The following is a 26,282-nucleotide window of genomic DNA, read 5'->3' on the forward strand; positions in this document are numbered from 1 at the left end:
AGGGGCTTTTTTTTATGACTCTAACAACTTCTTTCTTTTCAACAATGCTTGAAACATCTCTTCAAGCTCACGAGAAGGCTCGATGCTTAAACGACTGAGCACTTCAGACAGCTGCATATCAATCAGCAGGAGCTCTTCTTCTTTCTTTGTAGCAGCTGGCTTTTCTTCCTTTTGTTTATATTCTTCATAGGTGCCATCAAAGCGTTCAATGGTCCCCTCGTGCACATGAAGAATACGAGTAGCCACCTGCTCAATGAGCCTTCTGTCGTGGGAGACAAACACAACTGTGCCCGGGTAATCTTTTAAAAGTCCTTCAAGCGCTTCTACTGCCGCAAGGTCTAAAAAGTTCGTCGGTTCATCAAGCATCAGAACATTGGCATCACTGACAAGTAACTTTGCCAGTATCGTCTTCACCCGTTCCCCGCCGCTTAATACGTTCGTCAGCTTATACACATCGTCTCCCCGAAACCCAAGTCTCGCTAAAACGGTGCGAACGACAGTCTCATCTTGAATCGCCTGTTCCAGTGCATTTTGTAAGATCGATTCATCTAGATTCAGTCCTGAAAGATCTTGGCTGAAATAACCAATCTTCACGGCTTCTGAACGAAAAATCCCGGGATGACCGTTTACAAGCATTCGGAGAAATGTCGTTTTACCGCTCCCATTCTTCCCAATGATCGCGACTTTGTCTCCACCTCTCACTTCTACATTCGCCTTTTTCCAAAGGACTTTATCTCCTGCCATGCCATCTACATGTTCGACACGAAAAATGGTGCGGCTTGCCACTTCCTTCATGGTGTGCTGCGTCATTTGAAGAGGCTGGGCTTCTTTTACCTTCTCCACCTTTTCTAATTTCTCCATTCTTGTTTCGATGGATTTGGCTGTTTTTTGAAGCTTTTTTTGCTTGTTTGCATAATAGGGCTTTGCAATTTTAGGCCCCGAGGATTTCAGCTTTGGAGATGGCTTTGTCGCTTTGTCGGCTTTTTTCATTTTCTTTTGCAGTGCATGTTCTAACTGTTTTTTCTTCTGGGTATACGCCTCGTACGCCTCCACTTGCTGACGATGTTCGAGTTCTTTTTGCCGGGCAAAATCGCTGTAGTTGCCTTTGTATGGTTTGAGTTTCCCATCCTCCAATTCCCAAATGTCTGTACATAACGCATCTAAAAAAGCACGGTCATGCGAGACGACAATCAGAGCACCTTGATGATAACGAAGCTTTTCTTCTAGCCACTCAATATGCTCCGTATCTAAGTGAGTCGTGGGTTCATCGGCTAATAAAAGGGCAGAAGGCCGGCTTAAAGCTCTTTCAATATAAGCTTGTGTCATCTCTCCGCCACTTTGTCTGCCATCTCCTGTCTTTAGTTGAGGAAGCAGGGTACAAGTTGTAGTGTGTGCAAATGTGCCGCTGTCTGGTTTTTCCCTACCCGCCAGTACATGGAGCAATGTCGTTTTCCCACTGCCATTTGTCCCTACAAGGCCGATTCGGTCCCCTTGATGAATGGCAAGCTCCTCTATATCAAATAACAAACGATCCTTTCGAAATACTTTTAATTGGTGGGCTCTCAGTAACATCCAACCCTCTCCTTTCGTATCAGGAGACATCAAAAAGCCTCCCATTCTCAGAATAGGAGGCAAAATGGTGTACAAAAATAAGCGTATCGATACAGAATGACATACGGTTCATCAAATGAGCACACATCTCCCCCGTATCCATCACTTCAATCTTTGATTCCCAAGCTGTACCATCCTATTCCGAAGCTAAAAAATGAAAACGCAGCAAACATAGCAACACATATCGTTTGCTCACTGCCTTCGTTCTTTCATTTTGCTTACAGGTCATAGGATTAGTACTTCATTGCATTGGGTCACCCTTCCGTCATTTGTTACGTATACGATAAAAGATTGGTTATTTTTTGTCAAGCTGAAAAGGCATGAGTGAGTCTATTAGCTTGAGCGTAAATGGATGAGTCGCTTCAAACAGCTGGTCACTTTTACATTCTTCCACAAGTTTTCCCTCATGTAAAAAAAGAAGTCGATCACATAAATAAACGGCTGCCTCTAGATCATGGGTAATCATGAGAATGGTCATATCTAACTCTTGCTTTAATGTCTCAAGAAGCTCCAATATTTGAACTTGGACAGAAACGTCAAGTGAGCTAAGGACTTCATCTAAGATGAGAATGGCTGGATTCGTCGATATGGCTCTTGCTATGCATACACGCTGGAGCTGACCGCCGCTTAGCTGATGAGCATATTGATTTAGCAAAGACGATGGAAGTCTTACTTGCTTGAGCAGGGACAACACTTTTTGGTTCATATTCATGTTTCGCTTTATTATTTGCATGGGTTCTGCTATGATCTCTTTCACTGTAAAGGAAGGATGGACAGAAGATAGATAATCCTGAAAAACAACACTCATTTCCCCCCGGTTCATCTTACGCCATGTATGAGCTGGCCATCCATCTATCTTTATCTCTCCGCCGTCTAATGTTTCTAAACCAAGCAGCGTACGTGCTATTGTACTTTTACCACTACCGCTCTCACCGACTAACCCGACACATTCACCCTCTCCAATCTGAAATGAAACCTGAGCTATGCGTGCTATGGATTCCTCTTTATGAAAAAAGCGTCCTTTATCTTCTCCATGTTTAAGTAGTTGATTTGCTGTGATCAGCATGGGAATGCCCTCACTCTCTTCTGCTGCCTCAGTGCTTCAAGGGGTGCCGATAAGCGAAGCCTCGTTTCTAGTAAATGCCTCGTTTGAGGATGCTCAGGTGATGTAAATATCTCTTTTGCATGACGATGCTCAAGCATCTTCCCTTGGTGCATCACCAACAATTCATCAGCGATTGCCTGAACGACGCCTAAATCATGCGAAATGATGATCAAGGCAGCTCCTGTTTCTTCTTTCAGCCTCTGTAATTGTGTGATGACTTCACGCCGGTTATATGCATCTAATGATGCTGTAGGCTCATCGGCAATGATCACGTCAGGAGAAAGCATGATCGTAATGGCAATCACGACACGTTGAAGCATTCCTCCCGACAGCTCATGAGGATATTTTTTCATTAACATATGCGGATTGTTTAAATGGACACGTTCTAGCCCAGTGATCGCATGTGCTGTCCCTTCTTTTTCACGTAAACCCAAATGCCGCTGGAACGTTTCAAGTATTTGATGACCAATTGTTTCAATTGGATTGAACGCATTCATAGCATCTTGTGGAATGTAGCCAATTCGCTTTCCTCTCCACTGCTGTGAAGTCTGACTTGTCAATTTTTCACCGTCAAACAAAATGGTCCCAATCATCTCTAGCGAAGGAGGGATAAGGCCAATTAATGCTTTTGCAACGGTTGATTTTCCGCTTCCACTTTCTCCAATAACGCCTAAACAACGTTGTCTATGTAATGTAAACGTGATATTTGCCACTAAATCCTTTTGTTGAATCGGATCATGTACGGACAGATTTTTTATCTCGATGAAAGGCAAACCGTCTCCCCCCTTTTTTGTTGGTAAGGTGCATGGCAGGGTTCATGACCTGCTGAAGACTGTCTCCTAAAAAATTCAGTGCCATGACCACAAATAAGATCGCAAGTCCAGGTGGGAGCATATGAGCCGGGTGCGTCACCATGACATTCTTCGCCTCGTTGAGCATCATGCCCCATTCCGGTGTAGGTGCACTCACACCTAATCCAAGAAAAGACAGAGCAGAAATATTTAAAATGACCCAGCCTGCGTCAAGTGTAGCAAAGACAGCAATCTCTCCTGAGATGCGAGGAAATAGATGTTTTCGAAGGATATAAAAAGGTGAACCCCCAGATACTTTCGCAAACTGAACAGATGGTTCATTCGTATATTGCAGGACTGACGAACGAATCATCCTTGTATACCAAGCCCATTTTGCAAGGACATTGGCCAAAATAATATTGAAAAGCCCAGGTCCCATAATGCCCACAACGGCCAAAATCATCACCTCTGCTGGAAATGACAGCATGACATCACATATTCTCATTAGAGCTCCATCAACTTTCCCTCTAAAAAAGCCAGCTACAAGTCCAAGTATCGTGCCAATGAACATCGTGATACACATTGTCAGCACGGCAGCAAGCATCGTTGTCCGAATACCATATAAGAGCCGGGACAATACGCATCTCCCCAGCTGATCCGTTCCGAGCGGATATGTTAGACTCACACCGGCATATTTTTGAAGAATATTCGTGTCAGTTGGATCATGTGGCGCTAGCACTGGTGCAAACAGCCCAGCTAATGTGACAAGTGCCAAAAACCAAATAGACAGAATGGCTATGCGATCTTTTCTTAATCGATTCCATCCGGGCAAAGTTCTCAGACCTCCTTTCGCAACTGCGGATTCATGATCATTTGTATGACGTCCGCGATAAGGTTGCACACAACGAATAGAATTCCCATCACAAACAAATAGGCTTGAATCATAGGAAAATCGGCGTGAAAAATAGCTGTTACACACAAACGGCCAACCCCTGGCCAAGCAAAGAGATTTTCAATAATGACGGTTCCTGCAATGAGCTTTGGTATTGACATACCGAGTGCTGTTACCGCTAGTTGAAGGGCATGTCTCATCACCTTCAATTGAATGGTTCGTTCCTTTAAACCACGAGCTCTTGCATAAAAAACAAAGGGCTCGTGCTGAAACTTTAGGATTTGATTTCGAATGAGTCTCACATAGGTCGATAAGTAGCCAAACGATAGAGTCATCGCTGGCAAAAGAAGCGATTTAAACCCTTCCATTCCACTCGTGTTGACCCAGTTAAATTTGACTGAAAAAAGCCAGATAAATAAAATGCCCAACCAAAAACTAGGCATGGAAGCTGCAATAAACACAAATGCTCTCACGATTCGATCCAACCATGTATGTGCCGCATATGCACACACCATTCCGAATAACAAACTCAGCACAATAATAAACAAAAGGGACATCCCTGCAAGCTGTAAAGTCGCAGGAAGTGCCTCCATCATCAGGTCAAGTACAGGCTCATGTGTGACATAACTACTGCCAAAATCACCTGTTAATCCGTCTTTAAGCCATGTGACATAGCGTATGAAAAACGGTTGATCTAAGCCTAGCTCTTGACGCATAGATTCAATCATCTCTTCCGTTGGGGTTACTTGGTTCACACGTAAAGCGACCTCAGCTGGATCACTCGCACGCATCGCAAGTAGCACAAACGCAAAAAACGTAATGAATACAATGAGCGGCAAAAGAAGCAATAATCGTTTTATGATATAGCGTGTCATGTCTCAGCCTCCGATTTATGACGAAAAATACATTCGATCAAAGGGAATTTCATACTGAGATACATGAAAATCTACACCTTTGAGGCGCTTATTATAAACGGCCTTTGTCACAGAATAGGAAATAGGGATATACACATTTTCATCATGAATATACGTCAAAATATCTCGGTACATTTGTGCCCTCTTTTGCTCATCCGGCTCCACCAATACTTTCGTAATGGTCTCATCCAGCCACTTTTTCTTTTTCAATCCTAACTGAGCTTGATAATCAGCATGGGATGCAACACGGAATGAAGAGACGTATGTTTGAGGGTCATAAGGAAGTCCCCAAGATAGAGAGTACATAAGATCAAACTTTCCTGTTTTTTGACGATCTAAAAATGCCTGTTTTTCTTCACCTCTAATATCCAGCTTGATTCCAACCTGCTTGAAGTCCTGCTGAATCGATTCACTAATCGTTCTTTCACCTGCATTATCCGAATTATAATAAATGGTCACGCTGAGCGGCTTGTCTTTTTGATAGCGATAGCCGTCTTCTTTTAGCTTCCAGCCTGCCTCATCTAATAATGCCTCTGCTTTCTTTTTTTGATAGGTTTTCTTTTTAAGCGGAATATCTGCGTAAGGGACTGATGGGGCGAGCAGTGTATGTGCCACCTGTTCAGTTCCATTTAAAATCCCTTCTGTAATCATCTCTTTTTGAATGGCATATTGAAATGCTTCTCTTACTTTTGGATCTTGTGTTATTGGTTGATTGGAGTTGATCACAATAGATCTTGATCCAACAGGAGGACTCACGGTTACCCCATATTGACCAGCTTCTTTTAAAGCCTGAAATGAATCTCCGTCGATCATGTCACCATCAGCTCCAAATAAGAGGTCGATCTCCCCTTTTTGCAGAGCGAGTAAAATCGTTTGGTGATCCGGCATGACCTTCCATTTCACTGTTGAAATCTTTGGCTTCTTTCCCCAATAGTGATGATTCACTTCAAAAATGGCATATTGATTTTTCTTATGTTCCTTTAACACATAAGGGCCTGTACCTGCATAACCTTTGACGCCTTTTGATGTGGTGCCATCAATAAAGCTTTTGGGAGAAATAAAACGGAATGGACGTGTTAAACCAAGTTCTTCTAATGTTGGATAATAGGGCTCCTTCAATGTGAGAACAAATGTATGTTCATCTACAGCCTTTGTGGATTTAATTTCTGACACGAGATTGAGCCAAGCATTTTTTTCGATATTTTTGACAACTGCATCAATATTCATTTTGACAGCCTTCGCATTAAATGGCTCACCATCTGAAAAAGTCACGTTTTCTCGAAGATGAAATGTGTAGGTTTTTCCATCTTTAGAAATATCCCAGCTTTGGGCCAGGGCAGGTTGAATGCCTTTTTCCGTATTCACAACAAGCGATTCAAACACCATATTTTGAGCGGCCATCTCCCCGCCATATAGATGGGGATTAATGTCTCTTATATCTTTTGTACTTGCATACACCAGTTCATCATCTTCTCTTCCACTTAAACTGGAAGAGGTCTTATTTTCAGAACAAGATGCCAATAGAAAACAAGCCATGACTGAAAACAGCATCAAGGTATATGTCACAAAGGACTGCTTTTTCTCGTCCTTTTTCTTTATGTAATCAGGTTGATGATTCATATGTACTTCCCCCAAATGTTCATTTTATCGTAATCATTACGATTATTAATCGAAATGATTACGAATTGAATATTAGCATACAGATCTGGGAAATACAATGGCTTTTTTCACCGAAAAAACAGACTCATGATTGAGTCTGTTTCGCTTGCATAAACTGATCAATGACACGTAATGCTTTTTCTGTTCCACCTGCTGTTTGGAAACTTTCTTCAATCTTTTCAATCCCAGCACGGTATGTGTCACTTCCGAGTACACTCTCTACAGTATCTCTCAACTGTTTTGCTGTCAGCTGGTCTTTATCGAGTGCACGAGCAGCAGAGAGATCCGTCAGTCTTTTTGCCACCATCGGCTGATCTTTGTCAACCGGAATGACAACCATCGGAACATGATAATGAATACCTTCATTGACACTGTTCATCCCGCCGTGAGTCACAAACACATCTGTCAGTTCAAGGACTTCAAGCTGCGGCACATAAGGCTCGATGAGAAAATGAGATGGCGCTTCTTTTAGGAGAGACATGTCGATTTTTTCACCAGTTGCGAGAATCACTTTTCCATCAAAGTCGGCAAAGGCATCAATACACATATTAAAGAATGCTTCAGTATCTCCAAGAACCGTTCCCATTGAAATAAAGACGACCTTCTCTCCCTCAAGCGTTTCTAACGGGAAATCATGCTGGTCAGCACGTTTTAGAAAGCTAGGTCCAATGAAGACAAACGAATCATCCAATGCATCAACAGACGGCTGAAAATATTCACTTGTATACACCATATTCAGTTCTCCGCGGTTTTTCATGAATTGCATCAAATGGGTTGGCTGAACGCCAAAACGTTCATGTATTTCTTCTAACAGATGAGCCGCCTTCTCATCTTTTCTGTATAAAGGTGTATCAAAATGCGCCTCCTGCAGCACAAAAGAAGGATTCGAACCGATGCCTGGAATCTGTAAGTAATCCCGCACAAGCTCACCTGCTCCAAACATATCAAAATAGACCAAATCAAACGAATGCTGTTGAGAAAGAGTTTCCACTACTTCTAAAATGTCTAATGACGTTTGTAGCATGGCATGAAAAAATGGCTGCATGGATTCCAAATTGTCTTCTTCCACACTTAATGTTCGAATATAATCTGGATGTATATGTATGTGAGCGCCTAAGCGTTTGATCCGTTTTTGATAATGTTCAGTTGTGACCACATGCACTTCATCACCTCGATCAACAAATGCTCTTATCATCCCTAACATTGGGTTCACATGTCCTTCAGCTGGGAACGTAATCATTAAAACTTTCGCCACAAGAATCCTCTCCTTATTGTCAATTCTCTTCCATGTTAATCTTATACAGTGATCGGGCTCAACAAATACGCCTGAAAAGGGCAGAAATGAGTCTTATGGCTAGTAATTTTAAGAGGTTATCAAAAAAAAGACAAAGCCTCCCGTTTAAGTACTTTGTCTTTTTTTGATTATTTTTTGAGCAGCATTTGTTTAAACGCAGCAGACTGTTTTTCAATTGAGATCGGATCAGCATAGATAAATTCATTGATTGAATAGGTTAGAACATGTCCTTGTTTCACTGCTTTATTTTTCTTCCATACACCGCTGCTTGTGATATCAAAATTCGGTGCTTTTCCATCCTTTGTTGGTACAAGTAAATAGTCGCCAGTATACTCGTTCATCTCTTCTAATGAAATGCCGAGATACCCTTCTTTTGGAAGAGCTTTTTCTGCCTTTTCAGGCAAGCTGAACCCATAGCCTTGATAGATGACTGCCCCGCCGCGGCCAAAGTCTGTACCAAATAAGTATACTTGCTTTGGTTCGACGTCCATAATAGAGAACGTCTTGTCATCACCAATTTTTGCTTTAATCTCTTTGCCATCTTTCTTCAGCTGCTCGTCCATTTGTTGTACTTGTTTTTTCGCTAACGCTTCTTTTCCAAGAATCTTTCCGATTTCAATATGCATCTCTTTGAAGCTATGTTCACTTGTTGTGAAAGTAATTGTTTTTGCGATCTTTTTATATTTTTCAACTTGATCATTTTGTGAATAAGCAATGATGAGATCAGGCTTCAGTTTGGCGATTGCCTCCACATTTTCTATCGGCACCCTCTTCACACCTGTTTCATCTAAAAAGGATGATTTAGGATAAACATCTGTCATGCCAACAGGTGTCACACCTAACTTTTTAAAATTTCCAAGCTGTGCTGTTAACACAACAATTCGTTTCGGCTTGTCAGGAATGGTGATCTTTTCACCCGTTTCAGTTGTATATGTACGAGTATTTGATTCTTGTTCTTTATTGTCTTTCTGCCCGCAAGCCACCAACAATACTGCCAGCAGACTCATAAGCCACATCATTTTTTTCACTTACGAAACCACCTTTAATTGAGAATGATTATTAATTATAGCATAAATAGTTTGGTATAGATGTAAAGTTTTAGAAGTGAACGCCACACAAAAACCCCTCTCTTAATGGAGAAGGGTTTGAGAGACCTTGTTCTATCGTGAACTAGGTCGAGCATGAACTCGAAGAACGTATAATTGACATTACTTGAACCAACACGATGGATGGTTATTTGAATTGAGGACAGTTATTCAAACATAGAAATTTTAGGGTCTTTATCGTAACAGTGAACAAGCATAGCGTGTACTTGCCCCCTATGATGATAAACATGTGCTAAAATCTCTAACAACCATTCATACCTTGTATATGTCACACCCCAATAGGAAGTGGTACGAGACAGTAGTTCTGTGTCCGATAATTTCATATAATGATTTTTTAATGAATGGAAATTAGTCATTAAGCCTTTTTCTATCGACTTTACAGTTTTATATGATACATTAGCATAAAATGTTTCCATCTCTTCTTGGGTCGCCTCATTCGCAATACGCCAGTCAGCTTCACAAATGATCGCAATGTGTTCCAGCAACTCTCCGATAGACTGCTTATGAGGTGTTGGTCTTTTTCGTAAATCAGCTTCTTCTAATTGACTCACTATTTTTATTAATGTTTTAACAGCTACTTCAATTTGATGTAAAACACTTTCACAATTCATTAGTGCCTCCTTATGAATGAATTCTGCCCTTTTCGTTGAACAAGCTTTGAGAATATTGATGAACTGACTTTATACTCCAATAATAGATTAAGTTTACTTGATTGCCTATCATCAAGAAAATTTGTCTTTTTAACAATATTAATCTGTGTTTTTCGATACAAAATGAACTCTCTAATAAATAGTGAAGTTCCTCTCAATTTACTCACACAATACCACTCATAAAAAAACAAAAAAACCCTTTATTTCAAAGGGTTTTCAAGTTCTTTCATAAATAATCCATCGGATACTCAAGACGCGCTCGGAGGGATTCGAACCCCCGGCAGACGTGGTACCGGAAACCACCGCTCTATCCAACTGAGCTACGAGCGCACGATTTGTTTTTTGAACGTCAGCATAACAAATTATAAGGGAAATGCTGCAAGAAAGCAATGATTAATCGCCAGCCCTGTCGATGTATTTTCTTCATTCCCATACATATAATCATATGATGGTTTGAAGTGAAAGGATTTTGGGGAAAATGGATAGGGGTATTTGATTTTAGGTCAGCATTTTGTTTGACCTTTATTGACCAAAAATGTATCATTGAATTACATACTTACCTAAAAGGTGAAGGAGGAACATTATGAATTTAATACCTACAGTCATTGAGCAAACAAATCGTGGGGAAAGAGCTTACGACATTTATTCTCGTCTTTTAAAAGACCGTATTATCATGCTTGGTTCTGCGATCGATGACAATGTTGCCAACTCCATCGTATCACAGCTTCTCTTCTTAGAAGCCGAGGATCCAGAAAAAGATATCTCTATCTACATTAACAGCCCTGGCGGTTCGATCACAGCTGGTATGGCCATTTATGATACGATGCAATTTATTAAACCAAAGGTATCAACTATTTGTATTGGTATGGCTGCATCTATGGGTGCGTTCCTGCTTGCTGCTGGTGAAAAAGGTAAGCGTTATGCCCTTCCAAATAGTGAAGTGATGATTCACCAACCACTAGGTGGTGCGCAAGGTCAAGCAACAGAAATTGAAATTGCGGCAAAACGAATCCTTTCTTTACGCGATAAACTGAATCAAGTACTTGCTGAACGTACTGGTCAGCCAATTGAAGTCATTGAGCGCGATACAGATCGTGACAACTTCAAAACAGCGGAAGAAGCACTTCAATACGGACTCATTGACAAAGTCTTGACCCGTAATACAGAAGAACAAAAATAATCACAAAACAAACCGTCTGCTCTTTGAACAGACGGTTTTTTGTTATGCATCTATTTTAAGACAGCTCCGTCCATTTCTGTTGAAGAGTTGGTGTTTGATAGGAAGCCATCTGTGAAATCAATTCTTTCGGTTCTCCAGAGGCATGTAGTAATTGAAGGTGTGATTCATTCGAAAAACCTTCCTGTACACTAAACTTCACCATGTCTATGAGCGGATTGAAATAGTCATTCACTTGATACAATCCGATTGGCTTTTGATGGATGCCAATTTGCGCCCAACATAGCACCTCAAATAATTCTTCATATGTACCAAAACCACCTGGCATGGCAATAAACCCATCGGCCAGCTCGCTCATTTTCGCTTTACGTTCATGCATCCCTTTAACTTCAATCAATTCGGTTAGCTCTTGATGCACAACCTCTCCTCTAAAAAGCCCTTTTGGCATGACTCCGATCACTTGCCCGCCGTTTTTCAATACCTCATCCGCTATAGCTCCCATTAAGCCAATTCGTGAGCCGCCGTATACAAGACGGATTCCTTGCTCTGCCATATAAGCCCCTAGCTCGACAGCTTTTTGTTTGTAGATGTCATTCACACCTGGATTCGAACCAGCAAACACACAAATCGTTTTCATCAAAACAGCTCCATCTCTCTCTATGATTTCTTCACCCACTCATTCTACTATAATTCATTGTAAAGAAACAGCCGCTCCATCTATATATAGTGTAAAATTAGAAGGCGAACACCATATAAGGAGCTGTATAAAGAGAATGCAAACAACTGAAATGGAAAAATGGATCAAAGATTTCTACAAAATGAGAAGTTGGACAGAATACGGGCCGTTTATCAGGTTAGGTTTCCTGATGGAAGAAACAGGTGAACTCGCTCGTGCAGTCAGGGCGGTCGAAATTGGACGCGATCGACCTGATGAGAAAACACAGGAGGACGCCGCGTTAAGAAAGGACCTTATTGAAGAAATGGGAGATGTCTTAGGAAATCTACTTGTTCTAGCTGATCTCTATGATGTAACAGTAGAAGAGGTCTTCTCTTCCCATCAACAGAAACTCACACAACGGTTTTCTAGTGAAAAAGAGCAGGTGAAAATCCCGTGACCGACATGTCACGGGATTTGACAAAGGGCTAAAATGAACTTGATTTTAGCCCTTTGTCTTCTTTTCAGCGTGATAGAAAACCTTTGCAGTCTAGGAAGGACGAGTACCGGCGCGGAGCGAATTTGACATTCGTGAGCACCGGCACGCAGAACTGACAAAGAATGCGAGGGTTTGTCTATACGCTGAAGCACGTGACCGACATGTCACGTGCTTTTTTTAGCCTTTTATAGCTGCTGTGGTGAAATATCATCCGTTCGTTCAAAGAAATGCTGTTTTCCAATGTGATGGAAAAGACCGGTACGATGCAAAAGCTCTTTTGGCTGTGATTGAAGCCCTACAATCATCAATTTTCCATTGTGATGCTTTAAACGATTAGAAATGTTCATCAGAACCGCTTCTGCTGAGGTGTCCATATAATTCACTTTGTTCATAAGCAAAATGAGTGTTTTCGGCTTTGTCTGAACATGATCCAAAATCGAATTTTCCAATGAATCGGTTGTACCGAAAAAGAGTGGCCCTTCAATCGAATACATACTAATCCCTTTCTGATCGGTCTCCCTTTCTAAGGCAGCTGCGGTTTCGATTTGAGGAACAGCAACATTTGAGGAAATATTCGTTGTCTGGCTCATTTTTTTGATAAAGGCGATAAACGCTAAAATGAGACCTGCAGTCACCCCTATAATCAAATCACCGATGACCGTTAGCAGGAAGGTCACGACAAGCACAAGGGAATCCGCATTTTTGACTTTGACAATATTGATAAACTCCTTTTTCTCACTCATATTCCACGCCACAAACATCAAAATCGGTGCCATGGCAGCAAGTGGAATCATCGATGCATATGGTGCAAATAACATTAAGATGAGCAAGACAACGACACCATGCACGACTCCTGAAATGGGGCTTGCTCCACCATTTTTAATGTTTGTTGCCGTACGAGCAATCGCTCCAGTCGCTGGGATCCCTCCAAAAAGCGGTGCCGCCATATTGGCAATTCCTTGCCCGACAAGCTCCTTGTTGCTGTCATGCTTTGAGCCTTTCATATTATCAGCAACCATAGCTGACAAGATCGACTCCACGCCGCCCAAAAGCGCAATGACAATAGCCGGCGGCAGCAAATAAATCATTTTTTCAATCGTCAATTCAGGAAAAGCGAAAGTTGGCAGCTGACGAGGGATTTCGCCATATGCAGAGCCGATGGTTTCAACTTGTCCTTGAAAAAAGAGAACAGCTATAAATGTTGAAACGAGTAGACCTAATAGAGCACCAGGTATTTTGGGAATGTATTTTTGTGCCGCCAAAATCACGATGAGCCCAACAATCGCTGTGAGAATGGCGAGACTGTTTGCGGTACCGAGATGGACCACGATTTCTCTCATATTGAGGAAAAAGCTTTCATGTTTTTCAACACCCTTTAATCCGAGGAAGTTGGCAATCTGTCCTGAAAAAATAATGACAGCAATGCCGGCAGTAAAGCCGATGATAACCGGACGAGGAATAAATTTCATGAGCTTTCCTAGTTTGAATATTCCGAATAAGACAAGCATACAGCCTGCCATAAAACCAGCAATGAGTAAGTTTTCAATACCGTACTGGCTGACGATCCCGAATAAAATTGGAACAAATGCCCCGGTCGGTCCGCCAATCTGATACTTTGAACCACCAAACAATGAAATCAAAATGCCGGCAACGATGACTGTGTATAGTCCGTATTCTGGTCCGACACCAGATGCAATGGCAAAAGCCATGCCTAAAGGAATTGCCACAACGCCCACGACAAGCCCAGCGATTAAATCGCGTCTAAACTTTGATGAATCATAACCTTCAAATCTTCCATAAAAACGCATGGTATGTGTTGGCCTCCTTCAAGTATGTGTAGATGATTTAGGTATATTGCGGGTCGATCTGTTTATCTTTTATAACGACATCCAGCTTTCCTGTTGCCGGATGAATCACTAGTCCATGAACAGCTACATCACTTGGCATGAGCGGGTGCTCTTTGACTAATTTCACACTTTGGGATACGCTCTCTTCCACTGAATCAAAGCCTGTCAGCCAGCCCTTTAAATCAACACCTGCGCTTTTCACAATGCTCAAACACTTTTCCTCAATTCCCCGTGCTTTTGCCTTTTCAAGTAAAGGGTCTGCCGCAAGGCCTGCCATTCCGCATTCATGGTGTCCGACAATGCATACTTCCTCTGCTTTCAGCTCATAAATGGCTAGTAAAATACTCCGCATGACACTGCCAAATGGATGTGTGACGATGGCTCCTGCATTTTTAATGATCTTCGCATCACCATTACGAAGCCCCATGGATTGCGGTAATAATTCCAACAGGCGTGTATCCATACAAGTTAATATAACCAATTTCTTCTCAGGAAATTTTCCCGCCTTGAAAGGCTCATACTGTCTCTCTTTCACAAAATCTGCATTGTGCTGAAGAATCTGTTCTAATGTTGATTCCATCCTGTCATCTCCTATCTTTTTCAAGTGATTGTAACGCCTTACCTGGCCTCCTTTTCCCTTGTGTGTTCTCAAGCATAGAGAAGAAAAATGATAGAAAAAAAAGAAAAAAATGAGAAAACGATGAGAGAATATGTAAGCATTTTCTCTATTTTGCTCTTTGTTCCGCTTCAGCACAGGGGATATGCGGCTTTTGCTTACAAACGATGGCTCTCATTTCACCAAAAGACGATGAAATGGTTTAGTAGAAAATGACCATCCCGTTTAATACACTGCAAATATAATAAATTTTCTACCAAAAAGTCTCGATCTATTTTCCAGTTTGTCAGATTATCTCCCGAAACATCTAGCATTTTTCTATGACTCATCTACTAATCACTCGTTTTTCTACATCATAAAAAGACATCAGATGGCCATGTCATTTACTCTTTCACTATAAAAATCTCTCCTTTTCAGTTATTTCAGTATATTAAATATTGAGCAGCTCATATTCAAACGTGTACTGCCAAAATGGTTGCTTTATAATAAAAAGAGAAAGATGACCATGTGAAAGGAGCGAGTTGATGATGAAACCACATATTTTTGTCGCCAAACCCTTACCTGCCTCTTTTGAAGACATGTTAAAAGAACATTGTACATATGAGGTATGGCAGTCAAAGGATCCGATCCCAAGAGATCTATTATTTGAGAAGCTGCAGAAGGCTGATGGCCTTTTAACATCTGGTACGAAAATTGATCAAGATTTATTAGATCATGCACCTCAACTCAAGGTGGTAAGCAATAATTCAGTCGGCTATGACAATTTTGATCTAGAAGCCATGAGACAAAGAGGCGTGATTGGTACGCACACGCCTTATACACTCGATCATACCGTTGCTGATCTTGCCTTTTCGCTCATTCTCTCTTCTGCGAGGAGAATTGCCGAGCTTGATCGTTTTATCCGCAAGGGAAAATGGACAAAATTTGTTCAAGAGGAAGATATATTCGGCATTGATGTCCATCATCAAACGCTTGGGATCATTGGGATGGGACGAATCGGTGAGCAAGTAGCCAAACGAGCCGCTCATGGTTTTGATATGAACGTCCTCTATCACAACCGGAGCCGAAACGAGAAAGCCGAATCGGCCTATGGCGCTGTATATTGTGCACTGGATGACTTGCTAAAGCAAGCTGATATCATTGTGTTAATCACACCGCTGACTGATGAGACGTACCATATGATAGGAGAGCGGGAATTGAAATTAATGAAGCCGACAGCTTTATTCGTGAACATCTCCCGAGGAAAAACCGTCGATGAGAAAAGCCTCATTCAAGCACTGCAGGAAGGGTGGATTAAAGGAGCTGGTCTGGATGTGTATGAGCAAGAACCGCTTCAGGAAGATCATCCTTTCAAAGAGATGGACAATGTCACGCTTGCCCCGCATATCGGTTCCGCTACTGAAACGACAAGAGATCTTATGCTGAAACGAGCCATTCATAATGTTCTTCATGGAATTGACGGTAAAGCCCCTGTTGATATTGTGAAGGAGCTTGCCTCATCTTAATTGAAAAAAGGCGCAGGGAACTGCGTCTTTTTGTTTACGTCATCTAGAGACAGTAGGTCAAAAAGCCTCATTTTTTCCAATCTCCTGATTCTTTACATTCTCTTCATATGCCGGTGCTATAATATGAGGTAGACAAGCATCAAGAGGACGGCATCCCATTTCCTTTTGAGGAGGATCAAGATGAAAAAAATAAGTTCGATTTTTACTCTGTTCGCTCTGATTGCTGCCATTCTGTTTTCTGGATTTATCCCGCAGCAAGTCCATGCAGAAACACCACTTACACCCACAGCCACAAATGAGACTGCTTCCGTACAGCTTGCACCAGACCTTCGTACCCTTGCCGTCATTAATACCTTTGATGGTGTAGCAGATTACTTAATCCGCTATAAACGACTACCTGATAATTACATCACCAAATCACAAGCGAGCGCCCTCGGATGGGTGGCATCAAAAGGAAATTTAGCTGAAGTCGCGCCGGGCAAAAGCATCGGTGGAGACGTATTCTCTAATCGGGAGGGACGCCTTCCATCAGCTAGCGGCCGTACATGGCGTGAAGCCGACATCAACTACGTATCCGGTTTCCGTAATGCTGACCGCCTAGTATACTCAAGTGACTGGCTCATTTATAAAACAACCGATCACTATGCGACATTTACGAGGATTCGTTAATCATTGTAAAAAGACTGCCCTAAGTCAAAAGGGCTGTCTTTTTTCATATTGTTTACGGAAGCAGTTTTTGTACGTACTCCTCAAACGGTTGTGAGAGTGGTTTCTTCGATACTTCTTCCTGTTCATGTATCGTGACATGATCTTCTGTCACGATCACACGACCTGTTGGTGTCAGTTTGGATGCAAGCGGCCTTTTGTTAAAAGGAGAGGCTTCATTTTCATAAATCTCATGCCTCAATTGCACAAGTGTATCTTCACCGACTTCTTTCAATGTAAAAGCATAACCTGTTTCAGCACCCGCTCCCCTATCCAATTGGAGTAGATGGGTTCCTTTTTCTGTTTCCTCTGCGTTCACTCGAAAACGAAGGGACGGTGCTTCCACCCATTCACCTGTAAAAGGGACGGGCTGAAGGGGTAAATTCACACCAAATCCTGCATCAATGAGGTATCGCTCATGGTGATGTTGAAGGACGATGGCTACATGCGTTCCATCCAGTGCCCACTTCTCTGCTTCTTTGTTATATACGGTCCCTTGAACGAGCTGTACAGCGAGACCTGCCTCTTTTAAGACATAATATAAGAGCGGATTGAGGTCATAGCAAAGCCCACCTCTGCTGCCTTCCAGAAGATGAAGCTTCAAACCTTCTTGATCCAAAGCATAAGCGTGTTTACCCACCACAGATCTATTTTCAAAAGGAAAGGTATAAGCCATCTTCCTTAGTAAATCAGGCAATTGTTCAAAGGTAATGGACGAAGCTTCGTATCCAATTTTCTGTAAAAAGGCTGATTGAATCACAACTTTCCCTCCTAAAAAAACTGAGCCCTTGAAGAGACTCAGTTTTCTTGATTGATAAAATCCGTTAACGCATCGATGGCTTCTTGTTCATCTGCTCCATCAGCTATTAGTTTGACGGTGACCCCAGAGCTGATCGCAAGGCTCATCAGTCCCATAATACTCTTCGCATTGACTTTTTTCCCATCTTTCTCTAGAAAAATATCAGCACCAAAACGATTGGCTTCTTGAACGAACAAAGCAGCCGGACGTGCCTGCAAACCCGTTTTCAGCTGAATTGTGACCGTTTTTTCCACCATATGATCTGCCTCCCTTTTTTATTTCCCTATTTGAGTGTAACAGCTTGTCCGTTTCTTAATTGTTCTGCAATTTGATCTAGCTTTCTTAAACGGTGATTAATGCCTGATTTGCTGATCTTGCCGCTTTCCACCATTTCGCCAAGTTCCTTTAGTGTGACTTCTTGGTAGTCAATACGCAGTTGCGCAATTTCACGCAGCTTATCTGGCAGGGCGTCTAGTCCAATCTTTTCGTCAATGAATTGAATATTTTCAACTTGGCGCAGTGAGGCACCGATCGTTTTATTCAAGTTTGCTGTTTCACAATTGACGAGCCGGTTCACAGAATTCCTCATATCTCGGACGATGCGCACGTCTTCAAAACGAAGCAATGAGTTATGAGCACCCACAACACTTAAGAATTCCGTAATTTTCTCCGCTTCCTTCATGTATGTGATAAAGCCTTTTTTTCGTTCAAGTGTTTTACTGTTAAGATGGAATTGATTCATGAGCTCACAAAGGGCATCATTATGTTCTTTGTATAGTGAAAAAATCTCAAGGTGATACGAAGAGGTTTCTGGATTATTCACAGAACCTCCTGCTAAAAAAGCACCTCTCATATAGGAACGCTTGCAGCATCTTTTCTTCACAAGTTCTTCTGAAATGTTGCGTTCAAATACAAATTGTTCACCTAATATCTTTAGGTCCTCTAAAATGGTTTTCGCTCGTTCTACCAGTCTGACAATATACACATTATTCTTTTTTAATCTCATTTTTTTACGAACGAGCAGCTCGACAGTCACATCGTATTTCTTTTTCAAAAGGGTATAAATACGTCTTGCAATGGCTGCGTTCTCTGTCTGTATATCTAAAATCAATTTTCGATTAGAAAAAGATAATGAACCGTTCATACGGATGAGGGCAGAAAGCTCTGCTTTTGTGCAGCAGTCCTTCACTTCCAGATTAGTCAGCTCTTTTTTTGTTTCGGATGCAAATGACATCCTTGCCACCCCCATTCCTATTTTTTCTGATGCAGCAAATCGACAAGCAGCGCAGCTACTTTCAGCGTGTCATGACGAATCACATGCTGGTCATATGTAATGATTTCCCCAGGGATGACTTCTAGTCCCATGGCTTTGAGTACATCTGTGTCGAATTGTACAGGCTGCGCCTGCTCTTCTGCATATTTTGCTTTGATTTCTTCTGGAATTTCTTTATTGTTCACAAATATCGTATCGATAAATGGTCGGTCCATATGATCGTTTAGTGCCTGCACATGATCAGCTGCACTGTAGGAAAGCGTTTCCCCCGGCTGTGTCATGACATTACAAATATAGACTTTTTTCGCCTTAGAACGAATCACTTCTTCGCCAATATGCGGTACAAGCAAGTTTGGCAAGATACTTGTATACAAGCTGCCAGGTCCGAGGACGATCAAGTCGGCTTCACGAATGACTTGAATCGATTCTGGGAGCGGTTCAATCGTATCGGGTGTGAGGAACACTCGTTTAATTCGCTCACCATAGGTTGGGATTTTTGATTCTCCTGTTACCACTTGCCCATTTTCTAATTCAGCATGAAGAACAACACTTGAATTCGCTGCTGGCAATACTTTTCCTCTCACATTTAAGACCTTGCTCATTTCTGTGACGGCATGAAAAAAATCACCGGTTATATTCGTCATAGCCGCAAGAATGAGATTGCCGAGAGAGTGGCCTGTTAAGTCATTCCCTTTATTAAAACGGTGCTGAAATAAATCTTCTACAAGCGGTTCGACATCAGAAAGTGCCGCAAGGACATTCCGAATATCGCCTGGAGGCGGAATATTCAAATCATGTCGCAGTCTGCCTGAGCTGCCTCCATCATCAGCAACCGTTACAATAGCGGTAATATCCACTGGCTTTGTTTTTAGCCCTCTGAGCAAAACAGATAAGCCAGTGCCTCCGCCAAGAATGACCACCTTTGGAAGTGTCGTCATCTATTTTCTGCTTCTCTTTTCAATGTCCCGGTGAGTGACATGAGTATAGTAGTCATTTTTAAAATACTCCGATAAGTAGTTCGCTAGCGTCACTGATCGGTGCTGTCCACCTGTACAGCCAATAGCGATCACCAGCTGACTTTTCCCTTCTCGTTTATAGGACGGAAGCATAAAGCTGAGAAGGTCGATTAATTTCTCTGTGAACTTTTGCGTTTCACTCCACTTCATGACATAGGAGCGTACTTCTTCATCATTTCCAGTCTGTGGACGCATGCTCTCAATATAGTAAGGATTCGGCAGAAATCTCACATCAAATACAAGATCAGCATCAATTGGCAAGCCGTACTTAAAGCCAAATGACATCACATTCACTGTAAACACTTGCCCCTGATTCGTAGCAAAGTGTGTGACAATCTTTTCTCGAAGCTGTTTCGGTTTCAAATCCGATGTATCAAAAATCATTTGAGCTCGGCCTTTTAACTCTTCTAACAGATCGCGTTCCATCGCGATTCCTTCGAGCGGCAAACCTGTTGTCGCAAGAGGATGCGAACGTCTCGTTTCTTTGTATCTTGAGACAAGTACCTTATCGTTTGCATCTAAGAATAATATTCTTGGTGTGATCCAACCAAGATCACTCATTTCATCTAAGGCTGCAATTAAGCTATCAAAGAATTCGCGTCCGCGCAAATCCATCACAAGGGCCACCTTGCTCATCTTTGAATTGGATTCCTTCATAAGCTCTAGAAACTTCGGTAAAAGTGATGGCGGTAAGTTATCCACACAAAAGTAACCTAAGTCTTCAAAGCTTTGGATGGCAACGGTTTTCCCCGCACCTGACATCCCTGTAATAATCACAAGCTGAATATCATCTTGTTTGTGCGTATTCATGCCTGCTCCCTCTCCTTCTTTATGAAAACGGTTCATTTATTAGTCTCCTTGAGGATCTAATCGATAAGCAATCAGCTCAAAGTCTGGTGTATACGTAAAAGTGCCGTGGAGAAGTCCTTTCCCTTTCAACATGAAGTCAAGAATATGGGAATCTCCTGGAGCCATCGGCAAGCTGGGTACATCTTTTACATCATGCCATTTTAAAATGCCTTCCTCCGACTCTGATACGTTTTTTCCTGTAAAGGAATCTGCCATAAAGGTGAACATCATCCACTCTTGAACGATTTGATCGCCTTCTTTTATGATAAAGGTAAACACGCCTTTTAGCTGCGGATTTAAAATATAAATGCCTGTTTCTTCTCTAAATTCTCGAACGACTGAATCCTTGACCGATTCTCCGCTCTCCATTTTGCCGCCAGGTGCTACCCACCAGCCTCGTCTTGGCTTTTGCAGCAAGAGAACTTGATCTTCGTGATGCAGCACACAATTGGTTACTCGTTGCATCAGCTGTCACCTACTCTTTTATGTCTTTTTCTTATTATACAGGTTCATCATGACTCCCACAATGAACATGCCCGTTCTTCACTGAAAACAGACAGGTTTTCGTATGAATATGGCGACGGGCACTTTCTCTATTCTTTATTTTACAACATGTAACGGTTCTCCATGCGTCATTTGTGAACATCTCGTGAATTTCTGATTTTAAGCAAAAAAAAGGACACGGATTCACATCCGTGCCAAACATGTATTCCTTATAAAAGGGGGTCAATTACTAGTTTTATCATAACGGATAATTGTTTCACCCGTGTTACATTCCAGTTAAAAGCCCGTGACGCAATATTAAGGATTTACGACAGCTGTTTATTTCATTGCTTTTAGCTTTTCAGCAAGCTCTTCTACATAATGCTGTGCACTCTGTGCTGCAATACTTCCATCACCTGTTGCTGTGACGATTTGACGAAGTGTTTTCTCACGAATGTCACCAGCTGCGAAGATTCCTTCAACTTTTGTTTCCATTCTTTCGTTCGTCTCAATGTAGCCCTCTGCATTTGTAATCCCTAGATTTTCAAATGGTTTAGACAGCGGCAACATACCGATGTAGATAAAGACGCCATCTGTTTTGAAGTCTTCTTCCTCACCTGTCACGGTATCAATTAATGTCACACTGCCGACTTTCCCATTTTCTTCATTGATTTCTTTAACGGTTTTGTTCCACATAAAGTCGATTTTTTCATTATCAAATGCACGTGCTTGTAAGATGCTTTGGGCACGAAGTTTGTCGCGTCTATGGACAATTGTGACTTTAGACGCAAAGCGAGTGAGGTAAACACCCTCTTCTACTGCTGAGTCTCCTCCGCCAATCACGACAAGCTCTTTGTTTTTAAAGAAGGCACCGTCACATACAGCGCAGTATGATACGCCGCGGCCGCCAAGTTCTTTTTCGCCTGGTGCACCGATTTTTTTGTATTCAGCACCTGCCGCAATAATGACAGAGCGTCCTTTGTATTCTTTTGAACCAGCTTTGACGGTTTTGTACTCTTCACCATCTACAATTTCTTTAATATCGCCATACGCATACTCGGCACCGAATTTCTTTGCATGCTCAAACATTTTATTTGAAAGTTCCGGCCCTAAGATGCTTTCAAAGCCCGGATAGTTCTCGACATCTTCCGTATTCGCCATTTGGCCGCCTGGAATTCCTCTTTCAATCATCAGTGTTGAAAGATTTCCCCGTGATGTATAAACAGCGGCTGTCATTCCGGCAGGACCCGCTCCAATGATGATCGTATCGTAGATTTTTTCTTCTGACACAACTGTCACTCCCTCTTCAATTGCTGCTAGCATTTCTTATTAGAATGCCCTTGGGTGATGCTTCCATTCATGACAGAGAGCATCATTTCCACTCTTAGCTTTTATTCCTTACCCATATCCTATTAAATCTGCGGATAATAAGCGAATCATTTGCTCATATCTTCAAAAAAAGAAAAAGCTTCCTTAAACTGCTGTTTAAGGAAGCCTGTTTACGGTTATATAGTAAGTAATGATTTATTCAACGACTCTTCTTACAACGCCATTGAATGCTTTTTTCCAGTAAACGTTGCTCATAGAGTCAACTGAAACACCGCGAGAGCTGTTATCGTTCAAGAATGTACCGTTTCCTAAGTAAATACCAACGTGTCCATTTACTTTATACGTATCAAAGAACACAAGGTCTCCGCGTTTCATGTCAGATGCACTTACAGCTCTTCCTTTACCTACAAGCGTATCTGTTGTTGTACCGCCAACTGGTCCAAGGTTGATGCCTGCTGATGCAAATGCCCAGCGAACGAATGAAGAACAGTCAAAACGACGTGCGTCAATATCGGCTTGTGATCTGCCGCCGCCCCATTTATATGGAGATTGTCCTACAATGGTAGAACCTGTGCTGATCGCACCTTCGATTCCGCCTACGTTATTGCTGACAGGTGATCCACCGCCAGAAGATGGCTTCTTGCTCGGTGAACTGCTGCTATTGTTATTTGAAGATCCACTGTTATTTGAAGAAGAACCGCTGTCGTTATTAGAGCTGTTGTCTCCAGCTTGAACACTAGCTTGACGTTGCTGTTGTCTTTGTGCTTTTTCTTCTTTTGCTTGTTGAGCAGCTTCTCTTGCTTCTTTTTCAGCTTGTTTTTGAGCAGCGATTGTTGCGTCTTTTTCAGATGCAATGCTGTTTGCCTCAGTGTTTAACTCGCTGATTTGAGAAGAAGCACTTCCTTTTTGCTTTTTCACTTGCTTGAATAGCTTGTCTTTCTCATCAAGCTGTTTATTTAAGTCAGTTTGAAGTGTTTCAAGCTTTGCAAGCGTCTTTTGAACATCTTCAAGCTTTGTGTTTAATTCGTTTTCAGACTTTTGTAATTCCGCTTTGTCTCTTTCTTGTTCTTTAATGATTTCGCTGTCTGCGTTGATTAATGTAGATACAGCACCTGCACGACTGATGAAATCGCTAAAGCTTTTTGCTCCTAGTAATACATCTATGTATTTCGTAGAACCACCGCTTTCTTGAAGCGCACGTACACGCTTTTTCAAGAATTCGTTTCTTTCTTCGATACGTTTTTCTGTATCAGCAATTTCTTTTTTCAGTGCCTTGATTTCTTTTTTTGTTTTTTCGTTTTCTTTTTGTTTTTCTTCGATTTGATCACTTGTTTTTAAAGCTTTTTCGTCAATTTCTTTTAGCTTTAGCGCAAGTGCCTCTTGTTTTGCCTCAAGCTTTGAAAGCTCTTCTTTTTTCTTTTGAAGATTCTTGTTTACCTCTGACTGCTTGCTGTCTAGTTCTTGTTTCTTTTGTTCAAAGTTCTGTGCATTTGCTTCATGAGTAAATGGAATAAATAAACCGCTCGCTCCAATCACCGAAGCTAAACCGAAAGTAATAAACTTTTTCACGTATAGTTCCTCCTTTGACAATTTCCCAAGCGACATGAGAAAGCAGCAAATTCTCTGCGACCAATCTGTGCTTCCTGTGTCTTTCTTCCTGATGATTCAGTCAGATGTTGACCAGATTGTTTCTATCACTAGGTGTTGCATTATGTATAGTAAAATATTTAAATATATATCTTTGTTTTAATCCACGAGTTTCATTATACATGACACATCGACAAAATGAGCTAATATTTTTATTACATTTATGTTTCAAATAGATGTCGAGATTGTCATACTTCGCCAAATCCTAGCAAATCCCACCTTTTTATCCAAGAAAAAAGCATGACCTTTTCGGCCATGCTGCTGTTATCTGAATCTATTTACCTATTCAAACCATGAACGCACAAATAATATTCTCATATTTTGACAGCGTTTGAACGCTGATCTGAAAAGAAGCTGCGATCTCTTTTTTGCTGACAGCTGATTCTTCTTGTTCATTCATCCATAGATAATAAGAAGCTGCTGCCCATGCAATGGCATTTTTCTTCTCTACGCCTGAAGCACGTGCTTGCTGAATAATATGGAATAACCAAAAATATGGCATGTGGCTATCAGGATTCACCGCTTCTTCCAAAGCAGATGCCGCCTGTTTTGCGAAGACCGCATCTTCTGAAAACGATCTTTCTTCCATTTGATCTTCATATAAAAGTAACTCAATAAACTGCTGTTCAAAGGCCGTTTTCGCAGCGCGGGAATCAAGAACAGATTGCAAGACGTCACGTTCACCTTTTTGTTTGCTGACATAGTAGGCAGTGAGTCGTTCCTCAATTGAAACCATTGGCTCAGACTCCTCTGGTTTATCTTGCCACGGCTTGATTTCATCTGCATCAATATCTTCTTCCACCATCTTATCCCAGACGGTTTGCGCCAGCGTTTTGTGGCCCGTATAATAGGCTGCACTTGCCAGCCAGTATAAAAACGTACTATCACCTTGGAAACCTGTTTTATACAAAGAATAAAGCCATTTAAATGCCCATTCAAATTCTCCAACAAGGGCAAATGTCGCACCAAGCTTATAACGCTGTTCACTTAATATTGGATACACGTGCGTTAATTGCTTCGCTAACAAATTGACCTTTTCTTCTTCTTTTTCATAATGATAGAAAACAAGCTGATTACAAAGGGCATGCAGATTACCGGGATTTTCATGAAGGACCCGGTTCAACATTTCTTTTGCCTGATCGATTTGGCCAGAATAAAAATAGGCCAAAGCGAGATTATTATACGCTGACCAAAACTCTGGATACTCAACAATCATCTGTTCCAGCATCTCGATTGCTTCATCCAGCCTGCCGCTTTCTAGCAAATGGTTGGCTTGATCCTGCTTTACAATCAGATCATCCTGATCATAAGGAAAATCTTCATCAACATCGTCACTCATATCAAGCAGATCGAGGAGATCGTCATTTTCATCTGCAAATTCCCCGTCTTCTTCCAGCGCAGCATAAGCAGTGGCGCATCTATATGCCTCTTGAAACAAACCGAGATTCGCATAATTATTGGCTTTAAAGTAGTGACACTCTGACATGTTCTCATCCAAGTGTTCAAGGATAAAATCAAGCAGTTCATTAGATTGTTGGTAATGACCCATTTCAGTATAAATAATGGCAAGCTGCGACAGCATTTCTACATTTTCAGGCTCAAGTACGATGGCCCGCTGTATCAACTTACTTGCCCTAGACAGATTTCTTTCTCTATATGCTTTTAGACCTTTATGAAAAAAGTAATGCCCATCTTGGAATAGCTGGACGACTTGTGTGTGATTATTTTGAGAAGTGTATTTACTCACCGATACCCTCCATTTCGAACAGTGTACCGTGTGTAGTATAACATACTTCATGAGTCGTCACATAGAACAAAAGGAAAGGAAGGATTTGTTTTTCATTTAAAAGCAAAAAGCTG

24 protein-coding genes, 1 tRNA gene and 1 pseudogene are annotated in these 26,282 nt (G+C 41.6%); 4 read left to right on the forward strand and 22 right to left on the reverse strand.

Annotated features, from left to right (window positions below; all coding sequences use genetic code 11):
* Positions 1–12 precede the first annotated feature (12 nt).
* The 10 genes from abc-f to BA79_RS05720 all read right to left on the reverse strand — a co-directional run bounded on the left by abc-f (position 13) and on the right by BA79_RS05720 (position 10,352).
* Positions 13–1,572 carry a ribosomal protection-like ABC-F family protein gene (abc-f, locus tag BA79_RS05675; RefSeq protein WP_211251388.1) on the reverse strand — a complete coding sequence of 520 codons (1,560 nt, stop codon included), beginning with the start codon at positions 1,570–1,572 and terminating at the stop codon, positions 13–15.
* A gap of 334 nt (positions 1,573–1,906) precedes the next feature.
* Complete coding sequence (locus tag BA79_RS05680) at positions 1,907–2,677, reverse strand: ABC transporter ATP-binding protein (RefSeq protein WP_035701482.1); 771 nt, start codon at positions 2,675–2,677, stop codon at positions 1,907–1,909.
* Positions 2,671–3,489: an ABC transporter ATP-binding protein gene (locus BA79_RS05685; protein ID WP_017368096.1), complete on the reverse strand. Its 819-nt coding sequence runs from the start codon at positions 3,487–3,489 to the stop codon at positions 2,671–2,673. The genes BA79_RS05680 and BA79_RS05685 overlap by 7 nt, the downstream gene beginning before the upstream one ends.
* Positions 3,452–4,339 carry a nickel/cobalt ABC transporter permease gene (gene opp1C, locus BA79_RS05690; protein ID WP_017368097.1) on the reverse strand — a complete coding sequence of 296 codons (888 nt, stop codon included), beginning with the start codon at positions 4,337–4,339 and terminating at the stop codon, positions 3,452–3,454. The genes BA79_RS05685 and opp1C overlap by 38 nt, the downstream gene beginning before the upstream one ends.
* Before the next feature lie 5 nt (positions 4,340–4,344).
* Positions 4,345–5,274 (reverse strand): nickel/cobalt ABC transporter permease, encoded by a 930-nt coding sequence (opp1B, locus tag BA79_RS05695; protein ID WP_035701487.1) that lies wholly within the window; start codon positions 5,272–5,274, stop codon positions 4,345–4,347.
* 15 nt (positions 5,275–5,289) lie between these two features.
* Positions 5,290–6,933 carry a nickel ABC transporter substrate-binding protein gene (gene nikA, locus BA79_RS05700; RefSeq protein ID WP_035701490.1) on the reverse strand — a complete coding sequence of 548 codons (1,644 nt, stop codon included), beginning with the start codon at positions 6,931–6,933 and terminating at the stop codon, positions 5,290–5,292.
* A gap of 124 nt (positions 6,934–7,057) precedes the next feature.
* Positions 7,058–8,227, reverse strand: coding sequence for a macrolide family glycosyltransferase (locus tag BA79_RS05705; RefSeq protein ID WP_035701492.1), 1,170 nt, complete (start codon positions 8,225–8,227; stop codon positions 7,058–7,060).
* Between the two features lie 167 nt (positions 8,228–8,394).
* Complete coding sequence (locus BA79_RS05710; protein ID WP_035701633.1) at positions 8,395–9,285, reverse strand: ABC transporter substrate-binding protein; 891 nt, start codon at positions 9,283–9,285, stop codon at positions 8,395–8,397.
* 233 nt (positions 9,286–9,518) lie between these two features.
* Positions 9,519–9,983 (reverse strand): DinB family protein, encoded by a 465-nt coding sequence (locus tag BA79_RS05715; protein WP_008347791.1) that lies wholly within the window; start codon positions 9,981–9,983, stop codon positions 9,519–9,521.
* A 293-nt stretch (positions 9,984–10,276) separates the two neighbouring features.
* Positions 10,277–10,352, reverse strand: a tRNA-Arg gene (locus tag BA79_RS05720).
* Positions 10,353–10,605: 253 nt separating this feature from the next.
* Between BA79_RS05720 and clpP the strand changes: the two genes are divergently transcribed.
* Positions 10,606–11,202 carry an ATP-dependent Clp endopeptidase proteolytic subunit ClpP gene (clpP, locus tag BA79_RS05725; RefSeq protein ID WP_007500118.1) on the forward strand — a complete coding sequence of 199 codons (597 nt, stop codon included), beginning with the start codon at positions 10,606–10,608 and terminating at the stop codon, positions 11,200–11,202.
* Positions 11,203–11,257: 55 nt separating this feature from the next.
* On the opposite strand, the gene BA79_RS05730 is transcribed toward clpP, so the two are convergent.
* Positions 11,258–11,836 (reverse strand): LOG family protein, encoded by a 579-nt coding sequence (locus tag BA79_RS05730; RefSeq protein ID WP_008347796.1) that lies wholly within the window; start codon positions 11,834–11,836, stop codon positions 11,258–11,260.
* A gap of 136 nt (positions 11,837–11,972) precedes the next feature.
* Between BA79_RS05730 and BA79_RS05735 the strand changes: the two genes are divergently transcribed.
* Positions 11,973–12,314: a MazG nucleotide pyrophosphohydrolase domain-containing protein gene (locus BA79_RS05735; protein ID WP_017359178.1), complete on the forward strand. Its 342-nt coding sequence runs from the start codon at positions 11,973–11,975 to the stop codon at positions 12,312–12,314.
* 224 nt (positions 12,315–12,538) lie between these two features.
* Here the strand turns inward: BA79_RS05735 and BA79_RS05740 are convergent, their stop codons facing one another.
* A complete protein-coding gene (locus BA79_RS05740) occupies positions 12,539–14,161 on the reverse strand; it encodes a SulP family inorganic anion transporter (RefSeq protein ID WP_035701494.1) in 1,623 nt (540 codons plus the stop codon).
* 37 nt (positions 14,162–14,198) lie between these two features.
* On the reverse strand, positions 14,199–14,780 hold the full coding sequence (locus tag BA79_RS05745; protein ID WP_017357909.1) for a beta-class carbonic anhydrase: 582 nt from the start codon (positions 14,778–14,780) through the stop codon (positions 14,199–14,201).
* A 563-nt stretch (positions 14,781–15,343) separates the two neighbouring features.
* On the opposite strand from BA79_RS05745, the gene BA79_RS05750 reads away from it, so the two are divergent.
* Together BA79_RS05750 and BA79_RS05755 are read left to right on the forward strand one after the other, a co-directional pair.
* On the forward strand, positions 15,344–16,321 hold the full coding sequence (locus tag BA79_RS05750) for a 2-hydroxyacid dehydrogenase (protein ID WP_035701636.1): 978 nt from the start codon (positions 15,344–15,346) through the stop codon (positions 16,319–16,321).
* Between the two features lie 342 nt (positions 16,322–16,663).
* Positions 16,664–16,990 (forward strand): annotated as a pseudogene (locus tag BA79_RS05755) (ribonuclease); the annotation flags it as partial.
* Positions 16,991–17,042: 52 nt separating this feature from the next.
* Here BA79_RS05755 and BA79_RS05760 read toward each other — a convergent pair.
* The 9 genes from BA79_RS05760 to BA79_RS05800 all read right to left on the reverse strand — a co-directional run bounded on the left by BA79_RS05760 (position 17,043) and on the right by BA79_RS05800 (position 26,169).
* Complete coding sequence (locus BA79_RS05760; RefSeq protein WP_035701499.1) at positions 17,043–17,786, reverse strand: arylamine N-acetyltransferase family protein; 744 nt, start codon at positions 17,784–17,786, stop codon at positions 17,043–17,045.
* A gap of 38 nt (positions 17,787–17,824) precedes the next feature.
* Positions 17,825–18,082 carry an HPr family phosphocarrier protein gene (locus BA79_RS05765; RefSeq protein ID WP_008348124.1) on the reverse strand — a complete coding sequence of 86 codons (258 nt, stop codon included), beginning with the start codon at positions 18,080–18,082 and terminating at the stop codon, positions 17,825–17,827.
* Between the two features lie 26 nt (positions 18,083–18,108).
* Complete coding sequence (gene whiA / locus BA79_RS05770; RefSeq protein WP_008348125.1) at positions 18,109–19,059, reverse strand: DNA-binding protein WhiA; 951 nt, start codon at positions 19,057–19,059, stop codon at positions 18,109–18,111.
* A 17-nt stretch (positions 19,060–19,076) separates the two neighbouring features.
* Positions 19,077–20,036, reverse strand: coding sequence for a gluconeogenesis factor YvcK family protein (locus BA79_RS05775; RefSeq protein ID WP_008348128.1), 960 nt, complete (start codon positions 20,034–20,036; stop codon positions 19,077–19,079).
* Positions 20,037–20,924, reverse strand: a complete 888-nt coding sequence (gene rapZ / locus BA79_RS05780; protein WP_025208027.1) for an RNase adapter RapZ — start codon at positions 20,922–20,924, stop codon at positions 20,037–20,039.
* A gap of 39 nt (positions 20,925–20,963) precedes the next feature.
* Positions 20,964–21,428: an 8-oxo-dGTP diphosphatase gene (locus tag BA79_RS05785; RefSeq protein WP_008348133.1), complete on the reverse strand. Its 465-nt coding sequence runs from the start codon at positions 21,426–21,428 to the stop codon at positions 20,964–20,966.
* 357 nt (positions 21,429–21,785) lie between these two features.
* Positions 21,786–22,736 (reverse strand): thioredoxin-disulfide reductase, encoded by a 951-nt coding sequence (gene trxB, locus BA79_RS05790; RefSeq protein ID WP_029575420.1) that lies wholly within the window; start codon positions 22,734–22,736, stop codon positions 21,786–21,788.
* A 234-nt stretch (positions 22,737–22,970) separates the two neighbouring features.
* On the reverse strand, positions 22,971–24,344 hold the full coding sequence (locus BA79_RS05795; RefSeq protein WP_035701512.1) for a C40 family peptidase: 1,374 nt from the start codon (positions 24,342–24,344) through the stop codon (positions 22,971–22,973).
* 364 nt (positions 24,345–24,708) lie between these two features.
* Entirely contained in the window at positions 24,709–26,169 is a 1,461-nt protein-coding gene (locus BA79_RS05800) for a tetratricopeptide repeat protein (RefSeq protein ID WP_035701515.1), read from the reverse strand.
* Positions 26,170–26,282: the final 113 nt, after the last annotated feature.

Source organism: Bacillus altitudinis 41KF2b (assembly GCF_000691145.1).
GTDB lineage: Bacteria > Bacillota > Bacilli > Bacillales > Bacillaceae > Bacillus > Bacillus altitudinis.